Origin of the sequence: Mesorhizobium loti (assembly GCF_003148495.1) — a bacterium.
In the GTDB taxonomy this organism is placed as follows: domain Bacteria; phylum Pseudomonadota; class Alphaproteobacteria; order Rhizobiales; family Rhizobiaceae; genus Mesorhizobium; species Mesorhizobium loti.
The window spans coordinates 955,543-971,767 of sequence record NZ_QGGH01000002.1 but is presented as its reverse complement, the minus strand read 5'-3'; the positions used below and the strand labels follow the sequence as shown (position 1 = coordinate 971,767).

The following is a 16,225-nucleotide window of genomic DNA, read 5'->3' as shown; positions in this document are numbered from 1 at the left end:
CTTTAGGCCTCATCTCGTTCTGGGACCTTTGGGACCACTGCGCGGCCGCTCGCCGCCAGCACCGCCCGGACGCTCGCCGCGCGGCTTGCCGAACGGCTTTGCACCGGCGGGTTTGCCATAGGACGGCTTGAACGACGCCTTGCGCGCCTTGGCGTCGGCCGCCTTGGCGGCGTCGGCTTCTGCCCTGCCCTTGCCGATCGGCCGTGCGCCCGGCGCCATCCAGACATTGGCCTTGCGCTGGCCGGGCGGCTCGATCGGCCGTTGCTCGCGCTCGGATTTCTTGCCGCCGCCCGGCTTACCGCCAAAAGCACCACGAGGCTTGTCGCCGAAGCCGCCGCGCGGCTTGTCGCCAAAATTGCCGCGGGGTTTGTCGCCAAAGCTGCGTTCGGGCCGCGGACCGCGCTCGCCAAAGCTCTTCTCGGATCCCGCGCTTCTGTCGGGGCTTGTCGACAGCTTGCCCAGCGCTTCGTCGCGACTGCCTTCGCGGCGTTTGCGGTTCTTGATCAACCCGCCCTCGCCGATCGGACGGCGCTCGCCGTCACGGGTGAATTTCGGCCGTTCCGGCTCCGGCTCGCGGATTTCGGTGCGCCGCACCGGCTTGTTGGAAAACGGTTTGGTGACATCGGCGTCGAAATTGGCGCCTGATTCCTCGACCAGGCGCTCGCCAAGCTGGTCGCGCAGCACCCTGCCCTTGATCTCCAGCACATGGCCCTCGGCGAGGTCATCAAGCTGGAACGGGCCGTAGGAAATGCGGATCAGCCGCGTCACGTCGAGGCCAAGCGAGCCGAGGATGTTCCTGACTTCGCGGTTCTTGCCCTCGCGCAGGCCGATCGTCAGCCAGGCATTGGTGCCTTGCTCACGGTCGAGCGTCGCTTCGATGGCGCCGTAAAACACGCCGTCGACGGCAATGCCTTCACGCAGGCCGGCAAGCGCGCTCTCCTCGACCTTGCCGTGGACGCGCACGCGGTAGCGGCGCAGCCAGCCAGTGGCCGGCAGTTCGAGCACGCGCGATAGGCCGCCATCGTTGGTGAGCAGAAGCAGGCCTTCGGTGTTGATATCCAGCCGGCCGATGGTCATCAGCCGCGGCAATTCAGCCGGCAGCACGTCGAAGACGGTCTTGCGGCCCTCGGGATCGCGGTTGGTGGTGACGACGCCGGCCGGCTTGTGGAACAGGAACAGGCGGGTGCGCTCGATTGGCGGGATTTCCATACCGTCGAGATGGATGATGTCATCAGGCATGACGTTGAAGGCCGGCGAGGTCAGGGCGCGGCCGTTGACCTTGACGCGGCCGGCGGCGATCAGTTCCTCGGCGTCGCGGCGCGAGGCCAGGCCGGCGCGGGCCAGCCGCTTGGCGATGCGTTCGCCGGCCTCTTCCGTCGCGTCCGCGGGACGCGGGCGCGGCTTGAAGCTGCCGCCTGACGCGCCTTGCGGCCGATCGCCAAAGTCGCGCTTGGGGCGGTCAGCGAAGTCACGCTTCGGGCGATCGCCGGCGTCGCGCGGCGCGCGGTCGCTAAAATCACGCTTGGGACGGTCGAAGCGCTTTTCGCCGCCCTCTGCCGCCGCAGCCGGCCGGTCGCCACGCGGTGCATAAGGTTTGCGCGGCCCTTCGCGCTTTTCATAGGACTTGCGCTCGCCCTCAGCGGCCACCGGGCGGTCGCCGCGCGGTGCGTAGGGCTTGCGTGGGCCTTCGCGCTTCTCATAGGGCTTGCGCTCACCTTCAGCGGCCACCTGGCGGTCGCCGCGCGGTGCGTAGGGCTTGCGTGGCCCCTCACGCTTTTCATAGGGCTTGCGCTCGCCCTCAGCGGCCACCGGGCGGTCGCCGCGCGGTGCGTAGGGCTTGCGTGGCCCCTCACGCTTCTCAAAAGGCTTGCCTTCGGGGCGCGGACCTTTGCTGAATGGCTTGTCACCGCCCTTGAAGTCGCGCTTCGGCCGCTCGCTATCGGCAGCCATCGGCCGATCGCCACGCGGTGCGTAAGGTTTCTTGGCGCCAAAGGACGGCTTGCCGCCTTTGCCGGCGGCGCCATCACGGCTGCGCGGTGCCGCGGCTTTCGAGCCGCTTCTGACCGGACCCTTCTTGGGTCGGAATTTCTTGTCGTTGTCGTCCATGTGGCCTTTGTCCGTTTGCGCTGCTACAGCGTGGCGCATCCTTTTGGGCGCGCAACGAACGCTGTAGCATTTTTGATGTGGCGCATGATCATTTCCGAAAACCGAGTCCGATTTTCGAGGTCATGCGCTCAATAACAGGATCACCAGAGTTTGTCAGGGAAAAGTGGTGACCGGTTTTTCCGAAAGGACAAACGAAAACCAAAAGCCTGGAGCAAGTGCGGTTCATTCTGAAACGGACTTGCTCCAGCGAGTGGCGAGGAGATAATCGGAATGGAAATCGCGTGAAGCGGCCCGATTTCATGGCGCTGGCGCTGAAGGAGGCCGAAGCTGCCGCCTTGCGTGGCGAAGTGCCGGTCGGCGCCGTCATCGCCAACGCCGATGGCGTTGTCGCCAGTGCCGGCAACCGCACACGCGAACTTGCCGACCCGACGGCGCATGCCGAGATGCTGGTCATCCGCGAAGCCTGCCGCAAGCTGTCGGCCGAGCGGCTCACCGGCCATGATCTCTATGTGACGCTTGAGCCTTGCGCCATGTGCGCCGGCGCCATTTCCTTCGCCCGGCTGCGGCGGCTCTATTTCGGCGCCGCCGACGACAAGGGCGGTGCGGTGGTCAATGGCGTGCGCTTCTTCGCCTCGCCGACCTGCCACCACACGCCCGACATCTATCCGGGCATCGGCGAGACCGAAGCGGCCGTGCTACTCAAAGGATTTTTCCGGGAACGGCGCGGCTGAACCGGGCGCCCTTCGGCAAGAAACAACAAAGGGGCAGTTTTTACAAGGACGGCATCCAGTCGAACCAGCCGCTGCCCTTCTTGCCTTCCGCCTCTTTCTTGAGACGACGTTCCTTCTTGTACTCGTCCTCACCAAGCTCATTCTGCGGCGCTGTGCCAGCTGCCACACGATACTGCACCGGCGGTTCGCTGAGATATTTGCGGGTGTTCGGGTCACCCTGCTTGCTATCGGCGAGGCGGCGCTGGATCTCGGCGGCACGACCCTTGTCGGAATCAGCGGGTGTCCACGCCGGCGGGTGGCTCGAACCTGAATCCGCCATCGCCTTCTTCACCGAGGCCGGATCGGTCTGCACGTCGTCGACGATCTCCGACTGATAGGCCGGATCGTTCTGATGGGCGGTGGCGTCGGCGCGCAAGCGGGCGCGGCGCTGCTCGGGCGATTCGGGCCATTCGGCGCTTGCCGTCTCGATGCTGTCCTGCGGCGCCGGCAGCGCTTCCTTCTGGCCTGGCGCCGGCTTCACCAGCGTCGGGCGCGGCTTGTAGTCGATCTGTTCCTTGCGCTTCGGCGCGAACGAAAAGGCGCCCGAAATATCGCCGGCCAGCTGTTCGCCGGCGGTCTTGTCGGTGCCATAGGTCGGAGACCCCATGCAGCCGGACAAAGCGAGGCCCGATGCGACAAGCGGCGCCAGCAGCGCCAGGCGCACGTTATATCTCTCGGTCATGCCAAAAAGTCCCACTGTAGACAGCCTCTCGATTGCCACCGGCCTTATGACCGGTCCCCATCGTCCAAGCACTTGCGACGGAAATCCGGCGACAATTTGTCTTCCGGAGTTTCGCGTGTTTACCTCAACCACTCGTTAAGGGCAACGCGCGGGCGGTTTTCGCCCGCCCGGCGTGGCATTTGTGCACCGATCAAGCTGGCCGGCCGGCCTGTTAAAGCCGGCCAAGCGCCTTCAATTCGTGCAGTACCGCCGCATCGCGCGCCGAAACATCCGGAAATTCCGGATCCTGGCCGACATCGGCGGTGTAGCGCCAGGACCGTGCGCATTTCACGAGGCCGCGATCCTCGGCCTTTTCGACCACCACGGCGACACCCCTGACGTCGTCAAGCGTGAAGGCACCCACAGGCGCTTCGCCATGAGCGATCACCAGATCGCTGGTGATCGCCATCTCGGCCATGTCGACATCGGATATCGCCGCTTCGAGCGCTGCATCGTTGATGGTGACGACCGGCACTGCTTCCAGCGACGACCCTATCACCTTCTGGGCGCGCGCGATCTCCAGCGCGCCGGTGACGACACGCCGCACCTGCCGCACCTTGCGCCACTTTTCCGCCAGCGCCTCATTCTTCCAGTCCGCCGGGATTTGCGGGAACTGGTCGAGATGCACCGAGACGGCGTCGGGATGACGATCGAGCCAGGCCTCTTCCATGGTGAAGGGCAGCATTGGCGCCAGCCATTTCACCAGGCAATCGAAGAGATGGCGCACCACTTGCACCGAAGCCTTGCGTTTTAGGCTCGACGGCGCGTCACAGTAGAGCGCGTCCTTGCGGATGTCGAAATAGAACGCCGATAGTTCGACCACCATGAAATCGAGCAGCATGCGGGTGATGCGCTTGAATTCGAAGGCGTCGTAGCCCGAGCGCACGACTTCATCGAGTTCGGAGAGCCGGTGCAGCATCAGCCGCTCCAGCTCCGGCATCTTCCCCAGCGGCACCTCCTCGCCATCGTCATGGGCGAGCGTGCCCAGCATCCAGCGGATAGTGTTGCGCAGCTTGCGATAGGCGTCGATGTTGGTCTGCAGCACGTTCTTACCGAGCCGCTGGTCCTCCCAGTAATCAGTCGTCACCACCCACAGACGCAGGATGTCGGCCCCCGACTGCTTGATGACGTCCTGTGGAACGACGGTGTTGCCGAGCGATTTCGACATCTTGCGGCCATCCTCATCCATGGTGAAACCATGGGTGACGACGGTGTCGTAAGGCGCCCTGCCCCTGGTGCCGCAGCTTTCCAGCAGCGAGGAGTGGAACCAGCCGCGATGCTGGTCGGAGCCTTCGAGATAGACGTCGGCCGGCCATTTCAGGTCAGGACGATCTTCCAGCGTGAAGGCGTGCGTCGAGCCCGAATCGAACCAGACGTCGAGGATGTCCATCACCTGCTTCCATTTGGAGGCATCGTGATTGCCGAGGAAACGCTCCTTGGCGCCGGCGGCGAACCAGGCGTCGGCGCCCTCCTGTTCGAAGGCGTCCATGATGCGCTGGTTGACCGCCTCGTCCTTCAGCACATTGCCATCGGCATCGGCGAAGACGGCGATCGGCACGCCCCAGGCGCGCTGACGCGACAGCACCCAGTCCGGGCGCTCCTCGATCATGGCGCGGATGCGGTTCTGGCCGGCGGCGGGCACGAAGCGGGTGTCGTCGATCGCCTTCAGCGCGCGGCTGCGCAACGTCGAGCCGTCGCCGAGGTCCTTGTCCATGTAGACAAACCATTGCGGCGTGTTGCGGAAGATGATCGGCTTCTTCGACCGCCAGGAATGCGGATAGGAGTGTTTCAGCCGACCCCGCGCGAACAGCGCGTTGCGCTTGATCAGCTCGTCGATGACCGCCTGGTTAGCGTTGCCCTTCTTGCCGTTGTCGTCGATGACGCGCGCCGGCCCACCCTCGCGATCCGGGCCAAAACCCGGCGCGTCCTTGGTGAAGAAACCGCCATCGTCGACGGTGAACGGGATGGCGCTGTCGATGTCGCGTGCGCGCAGATCCGCCGCCGCATCCATCCAGGCGTCAAAATCCTCGCGGCCGTGGCCGGGCGCGGTGTGGACGAAGCCGGTGCCGGCATCGTCGGTGACATGGTCGCCGGCGAGCATCGGAACGGCAAATTCGTAGCCGCCGCCAAAGCCCTTGAACGGATGCGAAAGCGTAAGGCTTCCAAGCTCTTGCGCCGAAACGCTGCGGAGACGATTCAAGGTGACCTTGGCCTTGGCCGAGGCGTCCTCGGCCAGTGCGTCGGCAAAGATCAGCTTTTCGCCCGGCTGCGGGCCAAACGCGTTCTCGGCCGCCGTCACCTCGTAGAGGCCGTAGCTGATGCGCGGCGAATAGTTGACGGCGCGGTTGCCGGGGATGGTCCAGGGCGTCGTCGTCCAGATGACGACGTGGGCCTGGAGCAGGTCGAGGGCTCCCTCCGTCAGTTTGGTCTCACCATCATCGATGGGACGGACCAGGCTGGCGACCGGAAACTTCGCCCAGATCGTGTCGGACTCATAATCCTGGTACTCGACCTCGGCCTCGGCCAGTGCCGTGCGCTCGACCACGCTCCACATGACCGGCTTGGAACCGCGGTAGAGCTGGCCCGACATGGCGAATTTCAAAAGTTCGCCGGCAATGCGCGACTCGGCATGGAAAGCCATCGTCGTATAGGGATTCTTGAAGTCGCCGATGACGCCGAGCCGCTGGAACTCATCGCCCTGCACCGTGATCCAATGCGCGGCGAACTCACGGCATTCCTTGCGGAATTCGTTGACCGGCACCTCGTCCTTGTTCTTGCCCTTGGCGCGGTACTGCTCCTCGATCTTCCATTCGATCGGCAGGCCATGGCAGTCCCAGCCCGGCACATAGTTCGAGTCATAGCCGCGCATCTGGAACGAGCGGGTGATGACGTCCTTGAGGATCTTGTTCAGCGCATGGCCGATATGGATGTTGCCGTTGGCGTAGGGCGGGCCGTCATGCAGCACGTATTTCGTGCGGCCGGCAGCATCCTCGCGCAGCTTGCGGTAGAGGTCCATGTCCTGCCAGCGCTTGACCAGCAGCGGCTCCTTCTCGGGCAAGCCGGCGCGCATCGGAAAATCCGTCTGCGGCAGGTAAAGCGTCTTGGAATAATCGATCGTTTCAGCGGTATCGGTCATTGGTCTGCCATGTGCATTGCCCGGCGGCAAAGGAGCTCGGGCGTTGAACTATACTTTTTGAGCATGTCGTTTTCCCAAAACCGGGGCCACTTTTGGGCGACATGCCTGATGATTTGGAAAAAGCGCGAGGGCGCACGCCAAGATTCCCGGCGGCTCCGGCGGCGCTCAGGCCGCCCGGAACACCGGGCTTATAATTCGTATGGTCGGCCGGCAAAGGCGCGAAAAGCTCGTCATGCCCCGGCTTTTAGCGGAGATAGGCGCAGGAATAAAGCGTCTCTCGTTCGATTCGCTTACATCGTGAAATCGAAGCGATAGGTGGTCGACACGCCGATCATGAACTGATTGCGGTCGCCTCGTTCCTTGACCAGGCTGGAATCGGCCGCCGGTCCCATCAGGCGCGAATATTCACCAAACAGGCTGGCAGTCATCGGCTCGGTCACCTTCCAGGTTATGGCGCCGCCGAGGCCGGTCGATTTCAGGCCGCCACCGGGATGATATTCGCTCAAGCCCGAGGCCACGGCTTCCTGCGCATTGACGCCATAATAGGCGTCGAAATAGTTGCCCGAGGCAAATGAAACACGCGGTCCACCCGAAATCCGCACGGTTGGCGTCACGTCGTAGAAGGCGTCGGCAGCGATGTCGGCGACAAAGCCGTTATGAGCGCGAATGCCGTGGCGCAGCTCGGCGCGCGCGCGCAGCCAATCGGTCGGATAGAATTCGAAGAAGCCGCCGACCTCGCCGCCCCAGCGCACCGGATCGAGACCCTTCAGCTCATCGGCGTTGTCATCGTCACGGGAAAACAGGAACTTGCCGGTCAGGCCAGCGCGGACACCGCCATCGTCGACTAGCGCCAGCGAGATGTTGTCGTTGCGCGAAGTGAAGCGTGCCGCCGGTCCGGCCTTGCCCAACGAAATGATCGGCGAGGCGCTGAGCAGGTACTCCTTGCCGCCCTCGAAATTCGGCGCCACCATGCCGGTGGCACCAACGGTCAGATACCAATCGCCGGACAGCCAACTGCCCTCGCCCGCATTGGCAGTACCCGCGCCGCTCAGCACCACAGCGGCCAACACCAGAGAGATTCTTCCGACCGGACTCATGGCCACTCCACTAACACAACACACACGGTTACCGATGACAGCTTTGACGGCCGTTTGGTAAAATTTGATTTAACCCGGAGACATCCGCTCACGGTTTGCCGCGATCCCGCTGCTGGTCATCGACTGGACGTTGGCCGGCGCCGGGACTAACTTCCATCCGGCAGTATCCCGTAGCCCTTGATGGAGACCGCGACAATGACCCTGCACGGCGACGCCTTGAAAATCGCGATCGAACAGACACGGACAAAATGGGGATGGTTTGTCGCGCTCGGCGTGCTGCTGCTCATCTTCGGCGGCATTGCCTTCGCCAATCTGTTCATCACCACGGTGGCTTCTGTCTATGTCGTGGGATGGCTGATGCTGATGGCCGGTGTCATCGAGATCGTGCATGCGTTCGGCGTCAAGACCTGGAGCCGCTTCTTCTACTGGCTGCTCAGCGGACTGCTCTACGCCGTTGCCGGCTTCTTCGCTTTCGACAATCCGCTGCTTGCTTCAGCGGTCCTGACGTTCCTGCTGGCGATCGCCCTGGTCGCGTCAGGGGTGCTCCGGGCCTGGGTCGGCTACAGCCACCGGCCGGAACGCGGCTGGGGCTGGGTCGTCGCGGCCGGTGTCATCAGCGCGCTTGCCGGCCTGATCATCGCCATGGGCTGGCCGGTCAACAGCCTGTGGGTGCTGGGTCTCTTCCTGGCGATCGACCTGATCTTCCAGGGCTGGACCTTCATCGCCGTCGGCCTCGCGCTGAAGAAATAGTCACGTCAGATTGAGCAGCGTCACCGAAACCAGCGCCAGCGCAATTCCAAGATATTGCGTCGAGGACAGTTCTTCGCCGAAGACAAGGGTGCCGACCAGCACGGCGCCGGCCACGACGATGGTGTTGACCAGCGCCCCGGTCACGGCGAGGTTCAGCTTTGTGTTGATAAAAGCGAATACTGAGTAGGAGAGCGGCGACAGCAGCATGACGTATGCCAGGCTGCGGCCGTTGCCGGTCTTGCCCCAATGCGCGCTCAGCCCATCGCAGAGGATAAATAGACCGGCGCAAACCAGCACCACGCTCCAGACAGACAGGTCGATTTTCATCGAGGAGTGTTGGGCGTTTTGGCGGCCACCTTCGATGAACTTCTTCACAGTTCGCCGCAGTTTCGGCGATTCCGTCAGAAGGCGATGGCGCGATCCAGGTCCGAGAGCGGCTTGACGCCGGCAAGCAGCGCGCGTGCCTCGGCTTCATCGCGCTTCATCTGCGCGACCAGCGCATAGAGCCCTTCGAACTTCACCTCCGGGCGCAGGAAACCGAAGAAGGAAACCTGGCAGACCTCGCCATAGAGGTCACCGGAGAAATCAAAGACGAAGGTTTCCAGCAGCGGCGCACCATTGTCGTCAACGGTCGGGCGACGGCCAAAGCTGGCGACACCGTCGTGAAGCGTGCCGTCGGCGCGGCGAAAGCGGACGGCATAGATGCCCTCCTTGAGTGCGGCTTCGGCCGACAGCCTCATATTCGCGGTTGGAAAGCCAAGCGTGCGGCCGAGCTGCTGTCCGCCGACCACTTCGCTTTCGACAGTGAAGCGATAGCCGAGCAGTCCGGCGGCCTCGGCCACCTCGCCCTCGCTCAGCAACCCGCGGATGCGGCTGGACGAGACCACCTCGGCACCCTCGTCACGGAAAGCGTCGACGAGCGTGACGCCGAAGCCGTGACGCTCGCCGGCCGCCATCAGGTAGGCTGGGCCGCCTTGACGATCCTTGCCGAAATGGAAGTCGAACCCGGTCACCGCGTGGGTAATGCCAAGGTTCCTCTCCAGCACATCGGTCACGAATGCTTCCGCCGACAGCGAGGCGAAGTCGCGCGTGAACGGCTGCTCGACGAGCGCGGCAAAACCCAGCAGCGACAGGAGCCGCGCCTTCATCGGCGGCGGCGTCAGCACGAACAACGGGATATCAGGCCTGAAGATCTTGCGCGGATGCGGTTCGAATGTCAGCACCAGGGCCGGCACTCCGCGCCGCCGGGCTTCAGTCGAGGCCCGCTCGAGCACCGCCTGATGGCCGCGATGGACACCATCGAAATTGCCGATCGCCACCACGCCGCCGCGCAGGTCTGCGGACAGCGGTGCGGTCGCCAGAATGCGCTGGAAGGCTGCCATCGTCACCTACCGCAGTCTGGGAATGACGGCCACCGGACGATACCCATGCTTTTCCAGGAAGGTCGCCAATCTTGCCGGATCCGGTTGCAGTGCATCGCCATAGTCGCGGGCATGGATACCGCCGGAGATATAGAGGACATCGAAGCCATTGTCGGCGGCGCCCTTCACATCGGTCATCACGCCGTCGCCGATGGCCAGCACCTGGCCGCGCTCGATCGGTCGGCCAAGAATCTCCGAAACCTCCTTCATCGCGAGGTTATAGATCGGCGCGTAAGGTTTTCCGGCGATCAATGTGCGGCCACCGAGCTGGGCATAATCGCGTGCCAATGCGCCGGCACACCAGATGATGCGTTCGCCACGCTCGACCACAATGTCGGGATTTGCGCAAATGAAAGGCAGGTTCCTGGCGCGCAGCCGCCGCAGAAGCTCGGTATAATCCTCGGGCTTCTCGACCTCGTCATCGAACAGGCCGGTGCAGACGACGCCGGACGCCTCGAACTCCTCGACAAGCTCGACGTCGAGACCGTCATAGAGCGTGAAATCGCGGTCGGCGCCTATATGGAAAATCTTGCGCGGACCTTCGGCGATCAGATCCCGGGTCACGTCGCCTGAGGTGACCACTCGGTCGTAGGCTGACGGTGGAACACCGATCGCGTTCATCTGCGCCACGACATCGGCACTTCGGCGCGGCGAATTGGTGATCAGGACGACGGGGATTTCCGCCTCTCGAGCCCTTGCCAGTGCCGAGGCCGCCACAGGGAAATGCCTCTCGCCATTGTGGACCACGCCCCAGACATCGCACAGGATTGCCGAATAGGCTTTCGACACGTCTTCGAGCGAGCCGATGATTTCAGGCGAATCCGCCATGCCGTTTCCTTCAGTCATGATCATTGCGACCGCCGCGACCGACGGTTCGCCGCAGCCGGTTCGGATTAGCCGAACCGCTCCGGCCTGTCACCAGCTTTCGCCGGGCATCTGCGCAGCGTCAGCGAGGGTGCCCATTGGTTAGCGGTTGGTGAAGTGCCGACCCTGCAATCGAGCGATTTCCCAAACACGGCCTTCAGCGTTTTGTGGGAAAGCTGGCGTCGACCGAGAATCCGTCGGCGGGGGCCGCTGCAAGACATGCATGAACTTTGGCGTCAGTTCTGCCGCGACAAACGCGGCAACTATGCTCTTATGACGGTCGTTGCGATGGTTCCGCTGATGGGCAGCCTGGCGATCGCGGTCGATTTCACCGAGATGAGTCGTGAAAAACAGACGGTGTTGAATGCGCTCGATGCCGCCAACTTCGCCACGGCGCGCCGGCTGACGGAAGGTGCTACCGACGACCAGTTGAGAGCCTATGCGCTCGACTTCTTCAATGCCAACCTCAACAAGGTCGATCCCGCCAACACGACGCTCAGCGTCACCTTGCCAAGCAATACCGTCGGCGGGGGTCTGCTCAAGATGAGCGCGCGGCTTGACTACAAGCCCTATTTCTATCCTGTCTTCGGCCAACTCGTCGGCAAATCCGAAACTGACGCAAACCAGAAGATCAGCTTCAACGTCACTTCGGAAGTGCGGCTTAAGAACACCCTGGAAGTCGCCTTGGTGCTCGACAATTCCGGATCGATGACCAAGACCGGAACGGGCTCTGGGCAAAAGCGCATCGACCTTCTCAAGACCGCGGCCAAACAGCTGGTCGACACGCTGGCCCTGCAGGCGGCGATGATCAAGCAGGTCGACAGGCCGGTGCAGTTCGGCCTCGTGCCGTTTGCCGCATCGGTCAATGTCGGTCCCGGCAACGGCAATGCGTCCTGGATGGATACCGAAGGCCTGTCGCCGGTATCGAACGAGAATTTCGACTGGTCGACGCTGAACACGGCCACCAAATACGCCCAGCAGACCAATGGCATCTGGTACAAGCGCGGTTCGGGATGGGGTGCCGACGAGGGCCAGATGCTGACCCGGTTCTCGCTCTACCGCGATATGAAGGTCGTCACCAACCATGAGCGTGTCACCAACAGCAAGCGTGTGGTTTGCGACGAATACAACTCGAACAACACCTGCAAACGAAACCACGACGAATATGACTACATCGATTCCTACGGCCCATTCGCCAGTTGGCAGGGTTGCGTCGAGGCCCGGCCCTATCCCTACAATGTCAACGATGCCGCGCCGTCCGGCGGCTCGGCGAACACCGGCATAGGGGTTGGCGATCCGGCAACGATGTTCGTGCCGATGTTCGCCCCGGACGAACCCGGCAATCATTGGAAGCTCACCCAGGATCCCGACGAGGCCGCGCCGACGGCCTATGGCGCGGTGAACAGCTGGTGGAATGACGACCCGACGAGCAGCACCGGCCAATCCCGGCTGCGCAACATGGCCAAATATTTCCAACCGCGGCCGATCGATGCGCCGGCGCTGCCGGCCGGCAACGGCCCGAGCTACAGCTGCTCCACCAACCCGATCACGCCACTGACCGACGTCAGCGTCACCGATGGGCTTACCGCTATCAAGGCCGCGATCGACCTGATGCAGCCGGATGGCGGCACCAATGTTCCCGAGGGCATGGCCTGGGGCTGGCGGGTGGTTTCGAGCGGCGAGCCGTTCACGCAAGGGCGCCCGGAAACCGAGAGAGGCAACGACAAGGTCGTGATCGTGCTGACCGACGGCGCCAACACCTACTACACGCCGTCCTCGCTGGGTTATTCCGACCCCGCCAGCTCGAAGTCGACCTATGCGTCCTACGGCTATCTTAACCCCGGCTACAACGGCACTTCGGTCGGCCGCCTGTTCTTGGGCACGTCGAGTGCCATCGGCCAGTTCGACTATTCGAACGGCAATTATACCAATGCGCTGAACCAGCAGATGGCGACACTTTGCAACAACGCCAAGGCAGCCAACATCATGGTGATGACGGTGGCGCTCGACCTGTCCACAACCAATACGTCCGACAAGCAGGCGATCGATGCGCTGAAATCGTGCTCGTCGGACTCACGCTTCCGCAAGGATCCGACGGACGCCAGCAAGCCGGCCAAACTGTTCTGGAATGCGACCGGCGCCACCTTGTCGAACGATTTCAAGGAAATCGGCAACGAATTGTCGAACCTGCGCGTCGTCGGCTGATCCGAAGGCACTAAACTGGCGCAACGGCTGGCGCCGCCATGCCCTTGCGCGCGCCTGCAGGGACAGGCACCTGTAGGCGGCTCGCGGCATTATGCATCCACGGCAGCGCGCGCTGGGGAACGAACCGATGCCCGAAACCGCCAATCATCTCGCCTTCGCGCTGGTCTGCCTCGGCATGGTGCTGACGCCTGGCCCCAACATGATCTATCTGATCTCGCGTTCCCTGTCGCAAGGACTGAAGGCGGGGCTGATCTCGCTTGGCGGCGTGGCGCTGGGCTTTCTCTTCTATGTGCTGGCTGCGGCCTTCGGCATCACCGCGCTGCTGCTCGCCGTGCCCTATGCCTATGACGCACTACGCTTTGCCGGTGTGCTCTATCTCCTGTGGCTGGCCTGGCAAGCGGTGAAGCCGGGCGGGCGTTCGCCATTCCAGGTGCGCGAACTGCCGAGGGATCGGCCGCGCAAGCTGTTCGCAATGGGCCTGATGACCAATCTGCTCAATCCGAAGGTGGCCGTGCTCTATCTGTCGCTGCTGCCGCAGTTCATCAGCCTGGACAAGGGCCATGTCCTGTCGCAGCTTCTGGTGCTGGGCGCGACGCAGATCACGATCAGCCTCAGCGTCAATGCCATCATCGCGGTGACGGCCGGTTCGATCGCCACCTTCCTCGCCGGGCGGCCATTGTGGCTGGTCATCCAGCGCTGGATGATGGGGACCGTGCTGGCAGCACTCGCGCTGAAGATGGCGACCGACGCGCAGCGCTGAGAGCGCTTCGTTACATCGGCCGCCTTATCTGCTGCGCCCGCTCCGGCTCGACCACCTTGCGGTAGAGATGCCAGGTGGCATGGCCGAGCACTGGCATGACCACGGCGAGCCCGGCAAACAGCGGGATAGAACCGATCACCAGAAGCACGGCGACCAACAAGCCCCACAGCGCCATCTGCAGCGGGTTAGCCATCACCGCCCGGGCCGAAGTCTCGATGGCCGAAACGGCGCCGACATCACGGTCGAGCAGCAGCGGGAAGGCAATCACGGTGGTGGCCAGCACGACCACGGCGAAGACAAAACCCGCGGCATTGCCGGCAAGGATCAACGTCCAGCCCTTGCCGGTCGTCAGCACCTCGCGGACGAAGCTGCCGATCGATGCCGGCGGCTGATCGCCGAACAGGCCGGTGTAGATCGACTGTGCGGTGTAGAGCCACAACAGGAACAGCGCGACCAGCATGATGCCGATCACCACGATCGACGGAACCGCCGGCGAGCGGCGCACATCGAGTGCATGCCGCCAGGAGGTGTTCATGCCGAGTTCTCGCCGGCGGCTGATCTCGTAAAGGCCGATCGCGGCAAACGGCCCAACCAGCGCAAAACCCGACATCAGGGGGTAGATCAGCTGGATGGCATTGGCGCCAGACGTCCACCTCGTCACGATCAGGCCGACGATGGGATAGATCAGGCACAGGAACACATAGTGCGAGGGTTTTGCCCAGAAATCCTCGGCACCGAGGCGCAGCGCATCCCAAAGGTCCGACGTGGTGATGCGGCGCACCGCTGGCTGCACATGCATTCCACGTGCGTCCGCCATGACATGAAAGCCGGCCATAACCTTCCTCCCGTGTGTCGGGGCGGTCACCGCCAGGATGGCCGCCAGAGCTGCCACTTCAAGAACGAAAGGCACGATAGCAGAGTTGGCGGCGATTGTCGCTGCGTCAATGGCCTGGGGAGCAGCTCGTTGTGCAGATTTCTCAGTATCGCCTCGCATATGGCCGTGCCTTGGCAGGCTTCGTTTTGGCCAATCATTATACTGCATTTTACCATTTACGTATTTTAGCATTTCCTTAAATAGCTCGTAGAGACCCATGGCGTATCACCTCAGCTTTATAAGTCTTGGCGAGGGGCGATGTTCGCATTGAGAGGCTTCTGGTCTTCGGAGCGTGGCAACTTTGCCATAACGACCGCCATAGCGATGCTGCCGATAATGATTGGTTTGGCTGGTGCCATTGATGTGGTCGGCACGAGCCATGACGCCTCGCAACTACAGAACTCGCTGGACGCGGCAGGGCTCGCCGTCGGCACGAAGTTCTCTCCCGAGATGGCGGCTGGCGATGTTCAGCAACTTGGGCTGCAATTCTTCGCGGCAAATTTGAGCGCGGCCGACCCGCAGGAATATTCGGGCGGCCTCTCCACTTTCGCGGCAACGGCCAGCGGCAGCCCAAGCGCTTACTTTGTCTCGCTGTCGTCCAGCATAAGCCACCCAAGCTTCATCGGCGACTCGGCTTCCTGGCAGGCCTACCGTTCGGCGTCGGTCAAGATAAAGCCTGGCGCGCAGGCCTGCGTGCTGGCGCTCGATCCGCATGCGTCCGCCGCCGTGAACCTACAGGGCTCGACCAACGTCTCGATGGCCAATTGCGTGATCGCGGCGAACTCGGACGCGTCCGATTCTGTCAATAGAGGCGGCTCCGCACTGGTTTCGGCGGGCTGTGTCTCAACCGTCGGTGGCACCAGCGGGCTGTTGCCACCCAGCGCCAGTCTCGCCTGCGGAACGCCGCACGAACATCGGTACGCGTCTTTTGATCCACTGGCCGACGTCCTTCCTCCCCCTTACACATTGTGTTTGCCGGTCCCGAACGGCAAAACCTACACCCTGTCGCCCGGCACTTATTGCGACAAGACATTGTCGGGGAACATCACGCTTAATCCGGGCGTCTACATCATGCGCGGCACCACCATAAAGCCAGGGGGAAACGGCAGCCTGACTGGCCAGGGCGTGACCATATTCCTCGTGGAAAACGCTCAGATCTACATAAATGCCAATGAGACCGTGAACCTTTCCCCACCCAGCAGCGGCCCTTATGCTGGTATCACCATTTTCCAGGATCGCGGCAATACGTCTGCCCTGACGTTGAATGGCGGCGCAAATTCCGTGCTCAGCGGCTTCATCTACGCGCCGAACGCGCCCATTTCCTACGCCGGAAATTCTGATATGAGCGCCCAGGGCGACTGTCTCAGGCTTGTCGGCAATACGGTACAGATGACCGGAAACTCGTCCGTCGCGTCGGACTGCACGGCTGCGCTTGGAAATCGCGCAATGTATGCTGACCGGATGATCACTCTCGTGAAATGAGAGACGGCTCCCAACATTTGACCTGACATCCGCAGGCGC

General features: G+C 62.9%; 13 protein-coding genes. 5 read left to right on the top strand and 8 right to left on the bottom strand.

Annotation, left to right across the window (positions count from 1 at the left end; translation table 11 throughout):
• Nucleotides 1-9 precede the first annotated feature (9 nt).
• Nucleotides 10-2,106 (bottom strand): pseudouridine synthase, encoded by a 2,097-nt coding sequence (locus tag C8D77_RS13220; RefSeq protein ID WP_109663421.1) that lies wholly within the window; start codon nt 2,104-2,106, stop codon nt 10-12.
• Between the two features lie 281 nt (nt 2,107-2,387).
• Between C8D77_RS13220 and C8D77_RS13215 the strand changes: the two genes are divergently transcribed.
• A complete protein-coding gene (locus tag C8D77_RS13215; RefSeq protein WP_109663117.1) occupies nt 2,388-2,837 on the top strand; it encodes a nucleoside deaminase in 450 nt (149 codons plus the stop codon).
• A 40-nt stretch (nt 2,838-2,877) separates the two neighbouring features.
• Here the strand turns inward: C8D77_RS13215 and C8D77_RS13210 are convergent, their stop codons facing one another.
• The 3 genes from C8D77_RS13210 to C8D77_RS13200 all read right to left on the bottom strand — a co-directional run bounded on the left by C8D77_RS13210 (nt 2,878) and on the right by C8D77_RS13200 (nt 7,830).
• Nucleotides 2,878-3,558: a hypothetical protein gene (locus C8D77_RS13210; RefSeq protein WP_109663115.1), complete on the bottom strand. Its 681-nt coding sequence runs from the start codon at nt 3,556-3,558 to the stop codon at nt 2,878-2,880.
• A gap of 211 nt (nt 3,559-3,769) precedes the next feature.
• On the bottom strand, nt 3,770-6,733 hold the full coding sequence (gene ileS / locus C8D77_RS13205) for an isoleucine--tRNA ligase (RefSeq protein ID WP_109663113.1): 2,964 nt from the start codon (nt 6,731-6,733) through the stop codon (nt 3,770-3,772).
• Between the two features lie 290 nt (nt 6,734-7,023).
• Complete coding sequence (locus C8D77_RS13200) at nt 7,024-7,830, bottom strand: MipA/OmpV family protein (RefSeq protein ID WP_109663111.1); 807 nt, start codon at nt 7,828-7,830, stop codon at nt 7,024-7,026.
• A 195-nt stretch (nt 7,831-8,025) separates the two neighbouring features.
• Between C8D77_RS13200 and C8D77_RS13195 the strand changes: the two genes are divergently transcribed.
• A complete protein-coding gene (locus tag C8D77_RS13195) occupies nt 8,026-8,580 on the top strand; it encodes an HdeD family acid-resistance protein (protein ID WP_109663419.1) in 555 nt (184 codons plus the stop codon).
• Here the strand turns inward: C8D77_RS13195 and C8D77_RS13190 are convergent, their stop codons facing one another.
• The 3 genes from C8D77_RS13190 to C8D77_RS13180 form a co-directional block, all read right to left on the bottom strand.
• Nucleotides 8,581-8,907, bottom strand: coding sequence for a hypothetical protein (locus tag C8D77_RS13190; protein ID WP_109663416.1), 327 nt, complete (start codon nt 8,905-8,907; stop codon nt 8,581-8,583).
• 74 nt (nt 8,908-8,981) lie between these two features.
• A complete protein-coding gene (locus tag C8D77_RS13185; RefSeq protein ID WP_109663413.1) occupies nt 8,982-9,962 on the bottom strand; it encodes a bifunctional riboflavin kinase/FAD synthetase in 981 nt (326 codons plus the stop codon).
• Nucleotides 9,963-9,968: 6 nt separating this feature from the next.
• On the bottom strand, nt 9,969-10,829 hold the full coding sequence (locus tag C8D77_RS13180) for a TIGR01459 family HAD-type hydrolase (RefSeq protein ID WP_170136730.1): 861 nt from the start codon (nt 10,827-10,829) through the stop codon (nt 9,969-9,971).
• Between the two features lie 255 nt (nt 10,830-11,084).
• Between C8D77_RS13180 and C8D77_RS13175 the strand changes: the two genes are divergently transcribed.
• Both C8D77_RS13175 and C8D77_RS13170 read left to right on the top strand, forming a co-directional pair.
• Nucleotides 11,085-13,070, top strand: coding sequence for a TadE/TadG family type IV pilus assembly protein (locus C8D77_RS13175; protein ID WP_164548667.1), 1,986 nt, complete (start codon nt 11,085-11,087; stop codon nt 13,068-13,070).
• A gap of 127 nt (nt 13,071-13,197) precedes the next feature.
• Nucleotides 13,198-13,830 (top strand): LysE family translocator, encoded by a 633-nt coding sequence (locus C8D77_RS13170; RefSeq protein WP_109663408.1) that lies wholly within the window; start codon nt 13,198-13,200, stop codon nt 13,828-13,830.
• Between the two features lie 10 nt (nt 13,831-13,840).
• Here C8D77_RS13170 and C8D77_RS13165 read toward each other — a convergent pair whose 3' ends face one another.
• On the bottom strand, nt 13,841-14,665 hold the full coding sequence (locus C8D77_RS13165) for a DUF2189 domain-containing protein (RefSeq protein ID WP_109663405.1): 825 nt from the start codon (nt 14,663-14,665) through the stop codon (nt 13,841-13,843).
• A gap of 297 nt (nt 14,666-14,962) precedes the next feature.
• On the opposite strand from C8D77_RS13165, the gene C8D77_RS13160 reads away from it, so the two are divergent.
• Nucleotides 14,963-16,186, top strand: a complete 1,224-nt coding sequence (locus C8D77_RS13160) for a TadE/TadG family type IV pilus assembly protein (protein ID WP_109663107.1) — start codon at nt 14,963-14,965, stop codon at nt 16,184-16,186.
• Nucleotides 16,187-16,225 lie beyond the last annotated feature (39 nt).

What these genes read in the sequence shown, in the direction of transcription:
- C8D77_RS13210 (WP_109663115.1), bottom strand. Translation starts at nt 3,558, where the DNA reads ATGACCGAGAGATATAACGTGCGCCTGGCGCTGCTGGCGCCGCTTGTC.
- C8D77_RS13170 (WP_109663408.1), top strand. Translation starts at nt 13,198, where the DNA reads ATGCCCGAAACCGCCAATCATCTCGCCTTCGCGCTGGTCTGCCTCGGC.
- ileS (WP_109663113.1), bottom strand. Translation starts at nt 6,733, where the DNA reads ATGACCGATACCGCTGAAACGATCGATTATTCCAAGACGCTTTACCTG.
- C8D77_RS13220 (WP_109663421.1), bottom strand. Translation starts at nt 2,106, where the DNA reads ATGGACGACAACGACAAGAAATTCCGACCCAAGAAGGGTCCGGTCAGA.
- C8D77_RS13190 (WP_109663416.1), bottom strand. Translation starts at nt 8,907, where the DNA reads ATGAAAATCGACCTGTCTGTCTGGAGCGTGGTGCTGGTTTGCGCCGGT.
- C8D77_RS13185 (WP_109663413.1), bottom strand. Translation starts at nt 9,962, where the DNA reads ATGGCAGCCTTCCAGCGCATTCTGGCGACCGCACCGCTGTCCGCAGAC.
- C8D77_RS13165 (WP_109663405.1), bottom strand. Translation starts at nt 14,665, where the DNA reads ATGGCCGGCTTTCATGTCATGGCGGACGCACGTGGAATGCATGTGCAG.
- C8D77_RS13175 (WP_164548667.1), top strand. Translation starts at nt 11,085, where the DNA reads ATGCATGAACTTTGGCGTCAGTTCTGCCGCGACAAACGCGGCAACTAT.
- C8D77_RS13200 (WP_109663111.1), bottom strand. Translation starts at nt 7,830, where the DNA reads ATGAGTCCGGTCGGAAGAATCTCTCTGGTGTTGGCCGCTGTGGTGCTG.
- C8D77_RS13195 (WP_109663419.1), top strand. Translation starts at nt 8,026, where the DNA reads ATGACCCTGCACGGCGACGCCTTGAAAATCGCGATCGAACAGACACGG.
- C8D77_RS13160 (WP_109663107.1), top strand. Translation starts at nt 14,963, where the DNA reads ATGTTCGCATTGAGAGGCTTCTGGTCTTCGGAGCGTGGCAACTTTGCC.
- C8D77_RS13180 (WP_170136730.1), bottom strand. Translation starts at nt 10,829, where the DNA reads ATGGCGGATTCGCCTGAAATCATCGGCTCGCTCGAAGACGTGTCGAAA.